Origin of the sequence: Wolbachia endosymbiont (group A) of Machimus atricapillus (assembly GCF_964027095.1) — a bacterium.
Classification (GTDB): domain Bacteria; phylum Pseudomonadota; class Alphaproteobacteria; order Rickettsiales; family Anaplasmataceae; genus Wolbachia.
Genome location: NZ_OZ034727.1, coordinates 544,402 through 559,722 on the forward strand (window position 1 = coordinate 544,402; position 15,321 = coordinate 559,722).

Annotated in this window: 13 protein-coding genes and 1 tRNA gene; 10 read left to right on the forward strand and 4 right to left on the reverse strand. The window is 36.6% G+C overall.

Translation table 11 applies throughout. The features are described from left to right. Window positions 1–33: 33 nt before the first annotated feature. Window positions 34–1,755: an ankyrin repeat domain-containing protein gene (locus AAGD68_RS02665; RefSeq protein ID WP_341814351.1), complete on the forward strand. Its 1,722-nt coding sequence runs from the start codon at window positions 34–36 to the stop codon at window positions 1,753–1,755. Between the two features lie 41 nt (window positions 1,756–1,796). After that, window positions 1,797–1,940, forward strand: a complete 144-nt coding sequence (locus AAGD68_RS02670; RefSeq protein ID WP_341814352.1) for a hypothetical protein — start codon at window positions 1,797–1,799, stop codon at window positions 1,938–1,940. A gap of 693 nt (window positions 1,941–2,633) precedes the next feature. Here the strand turns inward: AAGD68_RS02670 and AAGD68_RS02675 are convergent. Further along, window positions 2,634–4,820: a transketolase family protein gene (locus tag AAGD68_RS02675; protein ID WP_341814353.1), complete on the reverse strand. Its 2,187-nt coding sequence runs from the start codon at window positions 4,818–4,820 to the stop codon at window positions 2,634–2,636. 113 nt (window positions 4,821–4,933) lie between these two features. On the opposite strand from AAGD68_RS02675, the gene rpsD reads away from it, so the two are divergent. The 8 genes from rpsD to AAGD68_RS02715 all read left to right on the forward strand — a co-directional run bounded on the left by rpsD (window position 4,934) and on the right by AAGD68_RS02715 (window position 9,778). Continuing rightward, window positions 4,934–5,548 (forward strand): 30S ribosomal protein S4, encoded by a 615-nt coding sequence (gene rpsD / locus AAGD68_RS02680; protein ID WP_265016347.1) that lies wholly within the window; start codon window positions 4,934–4,936, stop codon window positions 5,546–5,548. Window positions 5,549–5,558: 10 nt separating this feature from the next. Then, window positions 5,559–5,645 (forward strand) — tRNA-Leu (locus AAGD68_RS02685). Window positions 5,646–5,675: 30 nt separating this feature from the next. Then, the gene (iscX, locus tag AAGD68_RS02690; protein WP_253308941.1) at window positions 5,676–5,870 is read left to right on the forward strand and encodes a Fe-S cluster assembly protein IscX; all 195 of its coding nucleotides are present in this window, start codon (window positions 5,676–5,678) and stop codon (window positions 5,868–5,870) included. 478 nt (window positions 5,871–6,348) lie between these two features. Further along, on the forward strand, window positions 6,349–6,690 hold the full coding sequence (locus AAGD68_RS02695; protein ID WP_182182927.1) for a DUF721 domain-containing protein: 342 nt from the start codon (window positions 6,349–6,351) through the stop codon (window positions 6,688–6,690). Window positions 6,691–6,727: 37 nt separating this feature from the next. Beyond that, window positions 6,728–7,042, forward strand: coding sequence for a 50S ribosomal protein L28 (gene rpmB, locus AAGD68_RS02700; protein WP_006279619.1), 315 nt, complete (start codon window positions 6,728–6,730; stop codon window positions 7,040–7,042). Continuing rightward, window positions 7,035–7,898 (forward strand): lipoyl synthase, encoded by an 864-nt coding sequence (gene lipA, locus AAGD68_RS02705; protein WP_264732375.1) that lies wholly within the window; start codon window positions 7,035–7,037, stop codon window positions 7,896–7,898. Before rpmB ends, lipA begins: the two co-directional genes overlap by 8 nt. Before the next feature lie 60 nt (window positions 7,899–7,958). Continuing rightward, complete coding sequence (gene ubiE, locus AAGD68_RS02710) at window positions 7,959–8,675, forward strand: bifunctional demethylmenaquinone methyltransferase/2-methoxy-6-polyprenyl-1,4-benzoquinol methylase UbiE (RefSeq protein ID WP_253308943.1); 717 nt, start codon at window positions 7,959–7,961, stop codon at window positions 8,673–8,675. Next, complete coding sequence (locus AAGD68_RS02715) at window positions 8,672–9,778, forward strand: FtsW/RodA/SpoVE family cell cycle protein (protein ID WP_253308944.1); 1,107 nt, start codon at window positions 8,672–8,674, stop codon at window positions 9,776–9,778. Before ubiE ends, AAGD68_RS02715 begins: the two co-directional genes overlap by 4 nt. 643 nt (window positions 9,779–10,421) lie before the next feature. Here AAGD68_RS02715 and AAGD68_RS02720 read toward each other — a convergent pair. The 3 genes from AAGD68_RS02720 to AAGD68_RS02730 all read right to left on the reverse strand — a co-directional run bounded on the left by AAGD68_RS02720 (window position 10,422) and on the right by AAGD68_RS02730 (window position 15,308). Further along, on the reverse strand, window positions 10,422–11,855 hold the full coding sequence (locus AAGD68_RS02720) for an ankyrin repeat domain-containing protein (RefSeq protein WP_341814355.1): 1,434 nt from the start codon (window positions 11,853–11,855) through the stop codon (window positions 10,422–10,424). A 54-nt stretch (window positions 11,856–11,909) separates the two neighbouring features. Then, window positions 11,910–13,616 (reverse strand): arginine--tRNA ligase, encoded by a 1,707-nt coding sequence (gene argS / locus AAGD68_RS02725; protein ID WP_341814356.1) that lies wholly within the window; start codon window positions 13,614–13,616, stop codon window positions 11,910–11,912. A gap of 348 nt (window positions 13,617–13,964) precedes the next feature. Further along, the gene (locus AAGD68_RS02730) at window positions 13,965–15,308 is read right to left on the reverse strand and encodes a hypothetical protein (RefSeq protein WP_265045464.1); all 1,344 of its coding nucleotides are present in this window, start codon (window positions 15,306–15,308) and stop codon (window positions 13,965–13,967) included. Window positions 15,309–15,321: the final 13 nt, after the last annotated feature.

Genomic DNA, 15,321 nt, shown 5'->3' on the forward strand with positions numbered 1-15,321 from the left:
GCCGTGATAATATAATTTTACAGGAGGTGTGGGATGAGTGATGTAAATGAAGATATAGTAACAGATAATTTTGGAAATACTCCTTTACATTGGTCTGCTCTAAATGGCGAAAAAGATGTAGTAAAAGCCCTATTGGATAAAGGGGCAAATGTTAATGCAAAAAATAATAGTGGATGTACTCCTTTACATTGGGCTGCTGAATATGGCAAAAAAGATGTAGTAAAAGCCCTATTGGATGAAGGGGCAAATGTTAATGCAAAAGATAATTCTGGAAAAACTCCTTTACATGAGGCTGCTCTAACTGGCAAAAAAGATGTAGTAAAAGCCCTATTGGATAAAGGGGCAAATGTTAATGCACAAAATGATGAAGGAAAGACTCCTTCCAATTTAGCCACTGATGAAGGAATACAAGATCTATTGCAAAGCGTAAAAAAGGCCAATGATAAACTGCTTAAGGCTGCTGAAAACGGTAATATTGATGATGTAAAAAATCTGTTGGGTAAAGAAGGAAAAGCACAGGTTAATGCAACAGGTGATTCTGAAAATACTCCTTTACATTTGGCTGTTGAAAAGAATGACAAAGAGGTAGTAGAAGCCCTACTGAAAGTAAATGGGATCAATGTTAATGCACAAAATAAGGGTGGATGGACTCCTTTACATTTTGCCGTTTTCAATGGCCATCAAGAGGTAGTAGCAGCCCTACTGAAAGTAAATGGGATCAATGTTAATGCACAAAATAAGGGTGGACGGACTCCTTTACATTTTGCTGCTCTAAATGGCTATAAAGATGTAGTAAAAGCCCTATTGGATGAAGGGGCAAATGTTGATGCACAAAATAAGTATGGATGGACTCCTTTACATTTTGCCGTTTTCAATGGCTATAAAGAGGTAGTAGAAGCCCTACTGAAAGTAAATGGGATCAATGTTAATGCACAAAATAAGGGTGGATGGACTCCTTTACATTTTGCTGCTGGAAATGGCGAAAAAGATGTAGTAAAAGCCCTATTGGATAAAGGGGCAAATGTTAATGCACAAAATGATAAAGAAGAGACTCCTTTACATTTTGCTGCTCGAAATAACAACAAAGAGGTAGTAGACGCTCTAATAAAAGCAGGAGCAAATATTAATGTAAAAGATAAAGATGAAAAAACTCCTTTCGATTTAACTACTAACGAAGAAATAAAAACTCTATTTCAAAAAGCCGCAGAAAGCCCTGATGCTGGTTTAATTGATGAGCCATCGACGGATAGTAAAGGGGTTCAAGAAGAAGATGCTGGTACAGAAAAGAAAGAAAAGCAAGAAGGTGATGCTAAATCAGAATCAGACATTGCAGAAAAAGGAACTGGTGTAAGCAATGGTAGTCAACCTACAGGACCTACACAAAATAATGGAGGACAACCCACCACCAGTGCAGGACAAGGAACTGGTGTAAGCAACGGTAGTCAACCTACAGGACCTACACAAAATAATGGAGGACAACCCGCCACCAGTGCAGAAAAAGGAACTGATGTAGCAACCGGAAGTGCACAGCCTATTGCTCCCATAGAACCTGCACAAACAGAAGAACAGCCGAGCTCTTTTTTTGGTAGTTTGTTTAGTATACTTATGAAGCCTTTTTCATTAATTGCATCATTTTTTGGTGGGGTTTTTTCATGGTTGTTTGGGTCTGATGAGCCAATACAATCATCATCTGAATCTGACCAACCAGTTGTGTTAGAACCACCGAATAGTTCAGGAGACCATGACATAATATAGCTAAAGGTTTACTAGATTCCAGCGTCACGCGCTGGAATGACATGGTGGGATGCATCCAAGTAGCTGACACTGGTTTCCATCCAAGAGGGCAGTGCCCAGGCACTGGTTCCTTTATGACGGTGTCATCCCAGTACCTTCTCCTGTCATCCCAGTGCGTGACACTGGGATCTCATTTTACTTTATGATGATGTCATGAAAGTAGCTGACATTGGGATCCAGAAGACTTAATTTCAACCAAATAATAAAGGCTAGATCCCAGTACCTTCTCCTGTCATCCCAGTGCGTGACACTGGGATCTCATTTTACTTTATGATGATGTCATGAAAGTAGCTGGCACTGGAATGACAGCAGTCCTACGTCATACCGCCGCGGTATCTCTTAGCATAGATCCCGCTAACAAGTAGCGGGATGACGGTTGTCGGTGAACCTAAGTTACTTTAGCTACAAACGTTAAGAAATTTACCAAACGAAAAAAAAGGCAAAAGAAGCCCTAGTCATTGTCTACTTTCAGTATTGGCGTTTTTTAAGTCTTAAACACTGCAATTTAGCTGCTTTTAAATGCAACTCACCTTTGTTTAAATGTTTAAGAAATTTACTAAGCAGAAAAAAAGGCAAAGAAATCCCGTGTTAGCTAGTTGTCACTCTCTAATCCTGCAAATTGGCGTACTATACTGTCTTAAACGACTTATAAGCGCGTTTCAGCTTGTGTAGGTAAAAACCTAGAAATGTTGTGAAGACATAAGGTGCACATAGTGCAAAAAATTAAAAATAAGACGCCAACTACGTTGTTTTCTTGCTGTTTAATCTGCACAGATGAAGAATAACTGAATACCTTCAGTTTCATGATAAAGGGGCTGGCAGAGTTTGTCAAGTGGTTTCTATTGAATATATACAGTGGAATGATAAAATTCACACACACATTTTACTACGTGATCAGCGCTGATATTAAAATGCTCATAAAGTGTTTTATAAGGTGCTGATTCTCCAAAGCTTTTCATGCCAATAAATATACCGTTTGAACCTATATATTTATGCCAACCCATTTCACTTCCAGCTTCAATTGCAACTTTGATGCTGTCATTATTTAATATTGCCGCTTTATATTCATCACTTTGCTCATCAAAAAGTCTCCAGCATGGCATAGAAACAACCCTTGTACCTATACCCTTTTCCTGCAATTTCTCCCTTGCTTCAACTGCAATTTCAACCTCGGACCCCGTAGCAAATATTGTCACTTTTAATTCTTTTGAACATTCACACAAAACATATGCACCAAACTTCGATAGATTAGCAGATTGATCAATATCAAAATAGAATTTGCGCATGTAACTTACGTTTTGCCTTGAGAGCGCAAACAGTGCAGGTGATTCTTTTTTTTCGAGTGCAATGCTAACACACTCTAGAGTTTCAACTGCATCGGCTGGCCTAAAAACATATAGATTTGGTATAGCACGAAGAGAGGCTAAATGCTCTATTGGTTGGTGAGTTGGGCCATCTTCTCCCACTCCAATTGAGTCATGAGTCATCACATAGATAACCTGCTGTTTCATCAAAGCTGAAAGACGTATAGCAGGACGACAGTAGTCGGAAAATACCAAAAAAGTGCCACCATAAGGAAGAATCGCGCCGTGAAGTGCCATACCATTCATACATGCTGCCATAGCGTGTTCTCTCACTCCATAGTGGACATAAGAACCACTATAATTATTACTATCTATTACCTGCATGTGCTTATATTTAGTGCAATTTGACCCAGTAAGATCAGCAGAACCGCCGATTAATTCCGGCATATGTTGTGTTAAAAGTTCCATTACCATGCCGAAAGAAGAACGTGTAGCTTCGTTTGGCATTGTCTCGTGTATTTGTTTCTTCAAGTTAGCCAAAACATTATCGATATTGTCTGTTAGACGTTTATCTAGCCGTCTTTGAAGTTCTTTATTTTCACTGGATTCCAGTGTCAAGCACTGGAATGACACCGAATTGCTGTTATCTGGCAGACGCTCATCTAGTCGCCTTTGAAGTTCTGCATGATATCCTGTCATCCCAGCATTCTCTTCTGTCATCCCAGCATTCTCTTCTGTCATCCCAGCATTCTCTTCTGTCATCCCAGTGCTTGACACTGGGATCCATTCTTTTTCTTCTTCACTGGTCACATGCTGGAATGACAATGAATTGTAATTTTGCCTTGCTCTCTCAACAGTTTTCTTCCAGGCGTTTTTCACATCTTCTGGCACATGGAATGGCTCGTAATTCCAGTTTAATTTCTCTCTCATCTGTTTGATGTCTTCCTCCGAAAAAGCACCACTGTGAGCAGAGGATGTGCCAGCACGGCTTGAAAATTTTCCGATAATAGTTTTGCAGCAGATCATTGTAGGTTTATCAGACTTTTTTGCTTGCTCTATTGCAAGGGATATGGCATCAAAATCATGGCCATCAATTTTGTCAACATTCCATCCATACGCTAAGAAGCGTTTCTCTACATCATCAGAGCAGGAAAGGCAAGTAGCGCCATCTATAGAGATATCATTATCATCAAAAAGGGCTATTAATTTATTCAATTTAAGATGCCCAGCAAGTGATGCTGCTTCATGGCTTATTCCTTCCATAAGACAGCCATCCCCTAGCATTACGTAAGTGTAGTGATTGATTCTGAATTGCTTTTTAAGGATTGATTCAGCAAGTGCCATGCCAACAGCAGCGGCAAACCCCTGACCGAGCGGGCCTGTTGTTGCCTCTACCCCGGAAGTCAAGCCAAACTCTGGATGACCTGGGGTCTTGGATCCCATTTGCCTAAAGTTTTTTAGCTCATCTATGCTAGTATAACCTGTCAAATATAATATTGAGTATAGTAACATTGACCCATGACCGTTTGATAAAACAAAGCGATCTCTATTGAACCATTTAGAATCATCAGGATTATGATTCAGATATTTAGCAAACAAAACAGTTGCAACATCTGCCATGCCAAGTGGCATACCTGGGTGTCCAGAGTTTGCTTTTTGTACTGCATCAATTGATAAAAAACGGATGGCGTTTGCCATAGATTCCAAATGTGAATGATTCATGTGTTAATAGAAAAACTTAAAAATGAAGTATAAAAGATTATATCAGCAAAAACAAGTTGACACTGAATGCTAAAATCCTTAATAATCTAAAGTTAAATCGTGAGAGTTTTTATATGACAACTGTTATCACTAGAAAGTATAGGATTAGCCGTAGACTTGGTGTAAATTTATGGGGTAGAGCTAAAGACCCAGTAAACAAAAGGAAATACCCTCCAGGTCAACATGGTATTCTTGGATTCAAGAAGTTATCCGACTTTGGTAAGCAGTTTGCTGCGCATAAGAAATTTAAGTTTTACTATGCGATTTCAAGTAAGCAGCTCAGACGTACATTTTTAGATGCTTATAACAGAAGGGGTTATACGGCTGATAATTTTATCGGTATTTTAGAATCAAGGCTCAGTTCTGTTTTATACCACTCTGGTCTTGTGCCAACAATTTATGCAGCGAAGCAGCTCATATCTCATAAGCACGTTACAGTTAATGATAAGGTGGTCAACATATCGAGTTATCGAGTGAAACCAGGTGATATAATAAAAATAAGAGAAAGGGCAGCAAAAATCCCTGTAGTAGTAGAGGCTGAACAAAAACAAGAGCGCAAGGCTCCGGATTATTTAGAGACAGATAGTAAAGAGCATTCAGTGAAGTATTTGAGGTCACCTCAATATTCTGAGGTTCCTTATTCAGCAGACATGGAAGTCAATTTAGTAGTAGAGTTTTACTCTAGATAGATAAAAAAAAGCCCGTGTGGCGGAATCGGTAGACGCAGCGGACTTAAAATCCGTGGGTTTTGCGACCTTGGGAGTTCAAGTCTCCCCATGGGCACCAATTTAACTTAGCAGATAAATACAAAAAAGTATGAAATGGCTTGATATAGAAGATATTGTAGAAGCTCTAGAGGAAAAATTTCCAGATGAGAATATAATTAATATCAGATTCACTGAGCTTAAAAAAAAGGTCTTGAGTTTAGAGGAATTTGATGATGATGAAAAACGCTGTAACGAGAAAATACTCGAAGCCATTCAAGCAGCTTGGATTGAGGAAAGATCTTAACAAATAAGAAATAACTATCGCTATTAAAAGTTAGCGCGTGACGCTGGAATCCAGAAAAAAAAGAAAAATGGATCCCAGTATCAAGTACTGGGATGACAACAAAAAAGAAGGAGTCTAAAATTCGGACACCGTATATCATTCATTTTAGACAATACTGTACTTTTTAAATCTAATTTAAAATTCACTCAGGTTAATAATAATTTAACTAATTACAATTAAAACAGCTAGAAGGTTAATTATGAGGCAAAGATGGCAGCACAAAAATTTTTGGATGGAACGTGATTACGACTTGCCTGACAAGTGCTACGTTGAGATAAATTTTACATAAAAATACTGCTTTTTACGGTGTGAGGCTAGAGGTTTGTAAAGTAGTTAGAAGGTTGTCATCCCAGTGTTAGCTACTTGGATTTGGCACTGAGGAAATCCAATGTAGTAGTAAACCTTACTTATTTAGTTATACTAGAAACAAAACAGAAAAATGCTCAAACGTAGCGGTCCAAAAAAATTAAAGTCTATAATTGAAAATTACGCATTAAAATGCATGAAAAATAAGATTAGCAAAAATGAAATACGTCTGATTTTAAACTGGCGAAATATAGTAGGGAAAGAAATAGCAGAGTGTACAAAACCGAAAAAGATCTCATATGCACAGAATGTAAATTCTGGTGTATTGCATCTAGTAGTAACAAATGGCAGTAAAGCATTAGAAATTCAGCATATGATTTCTCTTATAATAGAAAAAATTACGATATTTTTTGGCTACAAAGCAGTATATGGTATAAAAATTAAGCAAGAGAGTATTGACTATTTGACTATATAAGGTAATCTAAGTACATAGAATAATTTGGTATATTGAAGTGAGTAGAGTTTGTGAATTAACAAATAGAAAAAAATCTTTTGGTAATAAGGTATCACATTCGAATCGTAAAACAAAGCGTACCTTTCTTTTAAATTTACATAAGGTTACGTTGACAAGTGATATATTGAATAAAAAGTTTAGATTTCGTGTGGCAACAAGAACTTTGAGAACTATAGATTACAAAGGTGATTTAGATGCTTTTTTGCTCAACACAAGAACGATTAAACTAAGTGAAAAAGCGCAGAAGATAAAAAGAAGGTTGAAAAAAGTTTTAGTAAAGCAAGAGGTAGAGTTAGCCGTTTCAGATGCATAGCAAACCTCAATGGCTCAGAGCAAAAGCTCCGACCGGTGAAGTATTCAATGAAACTTTAAACATCGTTAAACTGCATAACTTACATACGGTATGTGAAGAAGCTGCATGTCCAAATATTGGTGAATGTTGGAATAAACGTCATGCTACTGTGATGATTCTTGGTTCTGTTTGTACTCGTGCTTGTGCATTTTGCAACGTTGCAACTGGCATTCCTGATAAACTAGACCCTCATGAGCCAGAAAATTTAGCAAAAGCGATAAAAAAGTTAAACTTAAAACATGTTGTCATTACCTCTGTTGATCGTGATGATTTACCAGATGGTGGCGCAAATCAGTTTATACAGTGCATAGAAGAAATTAGAAAGATAACTTCAGAAACAACAATAGAGATTTTAACTCCTGATTTTTTAAATAAGAAAGGAGCATTTGAAGCAATTGCTGTTGCATCACCTGATGTCTATAACCACAATATTGAAACAGTGCCGAGATTGTATGCAAAAATAAGACCACGAGCTCGCTATTTTCATTCACTATATTTGTTGAAGATGGTAAAGCAGATTAATCCTAAAGTTTTCACAAAGTCAGGGCTTATGGTTGGTCTTGGAGAAACAAAAGAGGAAATACTTCAGGTTATGGACGATTTGCGCAGTGCTGAGGTTGATTTTATTACAATTGGTCAATATCTACAACCAACTCCAAAACATGCAAAACTTGATAGGTATGTTACCCCAGAGGAATTTGAGCATTATAAATACGTTGCTTACTCCAAAGGTTTCTTAGTGGTTGCATCAAGCCCACTAACTCGGTCATCATACCACGCTGAAGAAGATTTCAACAGGCTCAAGGCCTGTCGTTGACATTTGTGTTAATTCAAATTAATTTTTACTAATTATAAAGGAGTTGAGCGACTTTACGTAATGTCTACTATAAAAATCGAGAAGAAATCACAATTAGTTAAAGAGGTATTCGATTCCGTGGCAAGTCGCTACGACACCATGAATGATATAATGAGCCTCGGAATGCACAGATTATGGAAAGATAAGATGGTAAATAGTGTGCATTTTACAAAAAACTCTAAGATTTTAGATATTGCTGGAGGAACTGGAGATATAGCAATAAGAATAGTAAGAAAAGAGCCAAGTGCTAAGGTTACAGTATGTGACATAAATCAAAATATGCTAAGCAGAGGACGTGATAAAGCTATAAATTCAAACCAAATTAATTTTGATTGGGTATGTGCGAATGCAGAAAGTTTACCATTTGAAGACTCCGAATTTGATTATTGCACAATAGCTTTTGGCATTCGAAATGTTTCTGACCGCAAGAAGGCTTTAAATGAGGCGCACAGGGTATTAAAACCACATGGAAAATTTATCTGCTTAGAATTTGCCCCTATGCACTATCAAAATGAGATATTTACCAAACTTTATGACTTATATTCATTTAAAGTAATTCCTAAAATTGGCAGCATAGTTGCTAAAGACAGGAGTTCTTATGAATATTTAGTGAAGAGCATTAGAGAGTTTCCAACTCAGGCTGATTTTAAAATGGAAATTGAAGAGGTAGGCTTTAAGAATGTTGAGTTTCATAATATGAGCTATGGAATAGTGGCATTACACATTGGAACAAAATGAATATTAAATTCTGGTATAGAACGCTGGATTATTATCTCATCCTTCCAGTGTTTTTTTTGCTCACTATAAGCTTCATTCTTGTTTATTCAGCAAGCCCTGTAATTGCGCAGCGTCTTTCTTTACCACAAGATTATTTTATACGGCGCCATACAATTTATATAGTCCTGTCACTAATTACCCTGGTGACATTTTCTTTTCTCAACACAAGAACTATACTTAACCTCTCATTCGCAGGTTTCATTTTATTTACTATTTTAGTGGCAGTTGCGATAATACTTGGTATAGAGGTAAAAGGTGCGAAACGATGGTTACATATTGTCAAAATTTCAGTTCAACCATCTGAGTTCGTAAGGCCATTTTTTTCTGTTGTTATAGCTAGTATCTTAGCCAGCGGAATGAAGTTTAAAATGCACATATCAATCATAATATTTCTGTTAGTTTTTGTGTTGTTACTTTTGCAACCTGATTTCAGTATGTCCATGCTTTTAACATATTCTTTTATTGGTCAAATGTTTATTGCATGTATACCACTTTTATACTTTCTATGCATAATAGGAATGGCCACAACTGGAACTACAATAGCTTACTTATGCCTCCCACATATAAAGCAAAGGATTTACAATTTTGTCTTTTTTACGCAACGCGATAACTTTCAAGTCACAAAATCATTAGAAGCATTCAAAAGAGGTCAATTAACTGGAGTTGGACCTGGTGAAGGTAGCGTAAAAACCTCTCTTCCTGATTGTCATACAGATTTTGTGTTTTCTGTTTTAGCAGAAGAATTTGGTTTGATTACGTGCTTAGCCACATTGATGTTATTTGGCATCATTTCCGCCCGCTTGCTTTACGTTGCATATAGAGAAAATGAATTATTCAATCTATTGGTGATTCTTGGTATCTCAATTCAATTCATCACACAATTCATAATAAACACAGGGGTAACATTGAGTGTTTTTCCCACCACCGGCATAACCCTGCCACTACTTAGCTATGGTGGTTCTTCTCTTTTATCTTCGAGCATCGCACTTGGCATAATGCTGTCTTTCAGTAGAAATCAAGCTATCGCATTAAAGTTTCGTGAGCGTGTTATGCTTGTGGACTAGTGGTCACCCGCTCACAACTATTATTGGTATCCCTCCAAAATGGGTATCTGTTCAGATGAGTGGCAAGAGATATTATGAAATCTGAAAGAGTTATGCATAGCTGTACAAACATTCATTTTTGAAGACAGCAAATGGTGTCATTCCAGTCTGGAATCCAGAAATTTTGCTTATAACTGAGCTGATGAGCTAAAGGTAGTTGTCTTACGCTAAAACAAACGTTTTTAATTAAGTTGCATAGAACCAGTGTCTGGGCACTGCCCACTGGTGGCCCAAACTACAACGTTCGTACAGTTGTGCGTGGCGCTAACACGTAGCGGGATGACAGCAGTCCTACGTCATACTGTCACGGTATCTCTAGATCCTGCTAACACGTAGCGGGATGAAGGTTGTCAGGGTGTCATCCAAGTAGCCTCTTTCTTGTCATCCAAGTGCCCAGACACTGGGATCCAGGAAACTTAATTGCAAGTAATGCATTGGGTTTGGTGAGTATGGGTTTTGCGTTATAGAATGAAGCACTTTTGGTGAATTTGTAAAGAAAACTGGATTCCAGACTAGAATGACACCTACAGACACTCCACTTGTTATTCTAACGCGTGACACTGGAATCTAGATAACAATTAGACCATATTGTCAAGCAATAGGATTACATAAAATACCCTGCATATATTTTCTGCTCATTTGGTGGGCCTTGTTCTTCTTTCACTTCTTCTACTTTAGTACTAGGTTTTAACATCATATATGTGATACCACCAACTGCTAGTGCTGCTGCTGCAATTGCAACCACTGCTGTTACTATAGGTATTAACTCAACTGCAACCGTTCCGGTTACAAAAAGTGCCACTGCTACAGCAGTGCCTAATACTGCGACTGCACCACCTGCAAAAACACCTTTTTTAATCGCTGATGTAGGTTGTTTTTTTTCTGTTTCTTCCAGAAGAGGTGTTGTATCCTTATTATCATCCTTATCTTGCGGTAAATCGTTTTTTTCTTCGTTTAGTTTTTTTAGCTGTTTTTCTTCTTCTTCCAGAAGCTTCTTTATATCACCAGTTCTAGCTAAATCTCTTGGAGTTTTTCCAGAATTATTCTTTAATAAAAGATCTGCTCCTTTTTTTAATAGAACTTTTACTATATCTATATGACACTTGTAAGCAGCCAAATGTAAAGGAGTCCATCCATCTTGATCTTTTGCATTAACATCTGTTCCTTTTGCTATTAGAACTTTCACTGTGTCTACATGACCATTTCTAGCAGCCAAATGTAAAGGAGTGTATCCATCTATATCTTTTGCATTAACATCTGCTCTTTTTGCTATTAGAACTTTTACTGTATCTATATGACCATTTCTAGCAGCATTATGTAGAGGAGTACTTTTAAAATTATCTTCTGCATTAACATCTGTTCCTTTTGCTATTAGAACTTTCACTGTGTCTACATGACCATTTCTAGCAGCCAAATGTAAAGGAGTGTATCCATCTATATCTTTTGCATTAACATCTGCTCTTTTTGCTATTAGAACTTTTACTGTATCTATATGACCATTTCTAGCAGCATTATGTAGAGGAGTACTTTTAAAATTATCTTCTGCATTAACATCTGCTTCTCTATCTATTAGAGCATTTACTATCTCTATATGACCATTTCTAGCAGCATTATGTAGAGGAGTACTTTTAAAATTATCTTCTGCATTAACATTTGCTCCGTTTTGTATTAGAGCATTTACTATCTCTATATAACCTTTGTTAGCAGCATCATATAGAGGAGTACTTTTAAAATTATCTTCTGCATTAACATTTGCTCCGTTTTGTATTAGAGCATTTACTACATCTGCATGACCATTTTTAGCAGCTGAATGCAATAACATAAATCGATCATATGCTATTAATGTATCATCTAATGTATCATCTTCAATTTCAAATAGGTAATCTACATCAAAACCAGCTTCTTCCCATTTCTTATATTCTTCTGGATATTTCTTTAATTCCTCTTTTATTTTGTCAATTACGTTGTCTTTACTTAAGCCTTCCTCCTTATCAACTGCGCTTAACATTCTTTTCCACTGCTCATAGTTCATTGTCATAATTTTACCCCTACTTCAATAATATTTTAATTATCATGTATTATGGCAAAAAAATCAACTCATTTCTTCCAAAGGCTCTATATTGAAGATAGAAAGTCCAGAAGCGATGACGTGTGCTAAGGCTTGTACAAGGAACATTCTTGCAGCGGTGAGGTTTAAGTTGTCTTCCAGTATGAACCGCATGTTTAAATCACTCTTGCCATACCCCCATAAAACGTGAAACGCTTCTGCAACTTCAAGTAAGTAGAAAGTAATTCTGTGTGGCTCATAAAGTCTTGCCGCTGTTTCTATCACATTTGGCCACTTTGCTAAGGTTTTTATGAGGAAGAGCTCCCCATCTGTCTTTAAAAGTGAAGGGTCTGCTGTTGGGAGCTCTTTTGGAGCATTACGCATTAACGAATGAGCACGAGCATGCGCATATTGCACGTAAAAAATAGGGTTGTCTTTTGACTGTTCTTTAACTTTAGCAAAATCAAAGTCCAAGACCATATCATTCTTGCGTGTTAACATTATAAAACGAGTTATGTCCCTGCCAACTTCTTCCACTACATCTCTTGCTGTGAGGAAGTTTCCTGATCTTTTGGACATCTTAACAGGTTTGCCATTCTCGAAAAAATTCACAATATTATGCAGTTTTACCTCTATTTTTGCTTGATCATCACTTAGTGCAGAGACAACTGCTTTTAGCCTTTTGATATAACCACTATGATCACTACCGACTGCTACTATCATATTATTAAAACCACGTGATATCTTATCAAAATGGTAAGCGATATCTGAGGCAAAATAAGTCCAACTGCCGTCCTCTTTCTTCAATGCGCGGTCAACGTCATCACCAAATTTTGTAGAGCGAAATAACATTTCTTTTCTGGAAGTCCAGTTTTCACTTTCTTTGCCTTTTGGTTTCTCCAGGTACCCTTCATGCACCAAACCCTTGTCAGACAATATCTTTATACTCTCTTCAATTTTGCCACTTTTTTGTAGCTCATACTCTGAAGTAAAAACATCATGACTTACCCCAAGTAAGTTCATGTCTTCCTTTATGATTTCTAAGATAGAACTTAAAGTATATTCCCTAATCACCTGATTATCTTGCTTTTCTAGAAGCTCCTTGCCATATTTTTTGGCCAGCCCATTCCCTATCGGTTTTAAATATTCACCTGGGTATAAACCTTTTTCAATGCTGATTTTTTCTCCCAGAGCTTCCTTATACCGCAAATATACTGACTTTATTAGTGTATCTATCTGCGCTCCAGCATCATTAATATAGTATTCCTTAGTAACTTTATAACCAACTTTTTTCAATAAATTTGCCAAAACGTCACCAAATATTGCTCCTCTTGCATGACCAATATGCAGTGGACCAGTTGGATTTGCCGATACAAATTCAACATTGATGGCCTGATTGTTCCCTATATCTAGGGTGCCAAACTCTGTTTTTAGCTCATTTATTTGTTTTAAAATTCCATGCCATACTTCTATTTTTAAGTGCATGTTGATGAAACCAGGGCCTGCTATTTCCACTTTTGCAACTTCATCAAAAGGTTTAAATTCTCTTGCTAAGATCCCTGCAATCTCAACTGAATTCCTCTTTTCATGCTTTGCAAGCACCATGGCAACGTTTGTGTAAATATCTCCATGCGCTCTATTGCTTGGAGGCTCTACAATAAAATTTGCCGCACTTGTATTTATGACACCCCTTTGCTTCAACTCATTTAATTTGCTGGAAATTAGAGAGGAAACCTGTTTGAAAATGTTCATTAACTAAAAAGCTATAAGACTTGTAGCAGTATAGTGGATAAATGGAAGGAGTTGAAGGGTTATCTGATGTAATCTATAGCTAAAGTGACTTAGGTTTACCGACAATTTGAAGAACTGTCATTCCGCTACCCGTTAGCGGCCGCGGTGGTATGACGTGTTGCTCCGTGTCAGCTACTTGGATGACACCTATAGCCCTGTCATTCCAACGCGTAACGCTGGAATGACAAAGAAGAATGGGCTATTGGTTTTTCATATGGTTATGCAAAAGCCTAATCTTGCAGTCTTTTCTTTAATGGCACATGTATCAAAATCGTATAAGCTTATACCATTCCCTGTTCAAAATATCATTTATATAAAAAACACTGGCACTACCTCCGAAGAATCCCAAATTACTTCTTTGCACAATTCACAATCTCTGCCACCTTCTGTACAATCAGTTATTCTTTCCTTCTGATCAAAAAATGCTCTGCATTCATCAAAAGTTTTATTACTTATTGTTCCATCTTTTCTTACAAGTCTATCTGTTTTCTTGTCAGCAATCATCAGTGATTGACTTTGAGAGAGCACCACCACTGGCTTGCCTCTGTCAATACTGTCAGGGTAGTAATATGCTCTTGTGTTAACTAAATAACTATTGTCAGAAAATATGTCATTCTTACAAGATGCATACCAATCAGGCCAATGATCTTTGTTACCAACTTGGCGTATATTATAAGATTCTTTGCAAGTACTATTCGAAGGAATAGTAACGCACCATGAATTCATAGTTCCTCTCCAAGTGATAAAAGGGTATTCCATGCCATTCTTATTGCAGTCAGTTGCCGTTATACCAAATTGTTTTACATAATAATCATTAGTTTTAATCTTGTCAATAATGTCTGCACTTAAGTCAGGGTATAATTTATTTATTGCCTCTCTTATATAAAGCTTACCATCGTTACTTACGTCAATATAGTTACCATCTTTTTTGCTGTTTTCACATCCTTTTCGGTTACACCCACCATCATCAATTATTTCTTTAGTTTTCTCTTCAAGGTTACACGTTTTTAATATGTCACAATTTAACTTTACCTTTAATTCTTTGTCTATTTTTTTTTCTACTTCCTTTATCAATTCACCCTTAGTCTTATCATCAATCTCACAATTAAGATCTTTCTCTAGTTCATTTTTAATCTTTTCTTTTATTTCATCCTTAGTCTTATCATCAATCTCACAATTAAGATCTTCCTCTAGTTCATTTTTAATCTTTTCTTTTATTTCATCCTTAGTCTTATCATCAATCTCAAATTTAAGATCTTTCTCTAGTTCATTTTTAATCTTTTCTTTTATTTCATCCTTAGTCTTATCATCAATCTCACAATTAAGATCTTCCTCTAGTTCATTTTTAATCTTTTCTTTCAGTTCATTCTTAGTCTTATCATCAATCTCAAATTTAAGATCTTTCTCTAGTTCATTTTTAATCTTTTCTTTCAGTTCATTCTTAGTCTTATCATCAATCTCAAACTTAAGATCTTTCTCTAGTTCATTTTTAATCTTTTCTTTCAGTTCATTCTTAGTCTTATCATCAATCTCGGACTTAGGGTCTTTACAATCATCTAGCTTTGTATGTAAATTAATTTTTAACATACGTGGCAGTTGACGTACATGACTTGCATGCTTATAATTTGAATAAGGAAAAGTGTTTTTTAACATAAAATAGCTCCAT

What these genes read in the sequence shown, in the direction of transcription:
- AAGD68_RS02665 (WP_341814351.1), top strand. Translation starts at nt 34, where the DNA reads ATGAGTGATGTAAATGAAGATATAGTAACAGATAATTTTGGAAATACT.
- AAGD68_RS02670 (WP_341814352.1), top strand. Translation starts at nt 1,797, where the DNA reads ATGGTGGGATGCATCCAAGTAGCTGACACTGGTTTCCATCCAAGAGGG.
- AAGD68_RS02675 (WP_341814353.1), bottom strand. Translation starts at nt 4,820, where the DNA reads ATGAATCATTCACATTTGGAATCTATGGCAAACGCCATCCGTTTTTTA.
- rpsD (WP_265016347.1), top strand. Translation starts at nt 4,934, where the DNA reads ATGACAACTGTTATCACTAGAAAGTATAGGATTAGCCGTAGACTTGGT.
- iscX (WP_253308941.1), top strand. Translation starts at nt 5,676, where the DNA reads ATGAAATGGCTTGATATAGAAGATATTGTAGAAGCTCTAGAGGAAAAA.
- AAGD68_RS02695 (WP_182182927.1), top strand. Translation starts at nt 6,349, where the DNA reads ATGCTCAAACGTAGCGGTCCAAAAAAATTAAAGTCTATAATTGAAAAT.
- lipA (WP_264732375.1), top strand. Translation starts at nt 7,035, where the DNA reads ATGCATAGCAAACCTCAATGGCTCAGAGCAAAAGCTCCGACCGGTGAA.
- ubiE (WP_253308943.1), top strand. Translation starts at nt 7,959, where the DNA reads ATGTCTACTATAAAAATCGAGAAGAAATCACAATTAGTTAAAGAGGTA.
- AAGD68_RS02715 (WP_253308944.1), top strand. Translation starts at nt 8,672, where the DNA reads ATGAATATTAAATTCTGGTATAGAACGCTGGATTATTATCTCATCCTT.
- AAGD68_RS02720 (WP_341814355.1), bottom strand. Translation starts at nt 11,855, where the DNA reads ATGACAATGAACTATGAGCAGTGGAAAAGAATGTTAAGCGCAGTTGAT.
- argS (WP_341814356.1), bottom strand. Translation starts at nt 13,616, where the DNA reads ATGAACATTTTCAAACAGGTTTCCTCTCTAATTTCCAGCAAATTAAAT.
- AAGD68_RS02730 (WP_265045464.1), bottom strand. Translation starts at nt 15,308, where the DNA reads ATGTTAAAAAACACTTTTCCTTATTCAAATTATAAGCATGCAAGTCAT.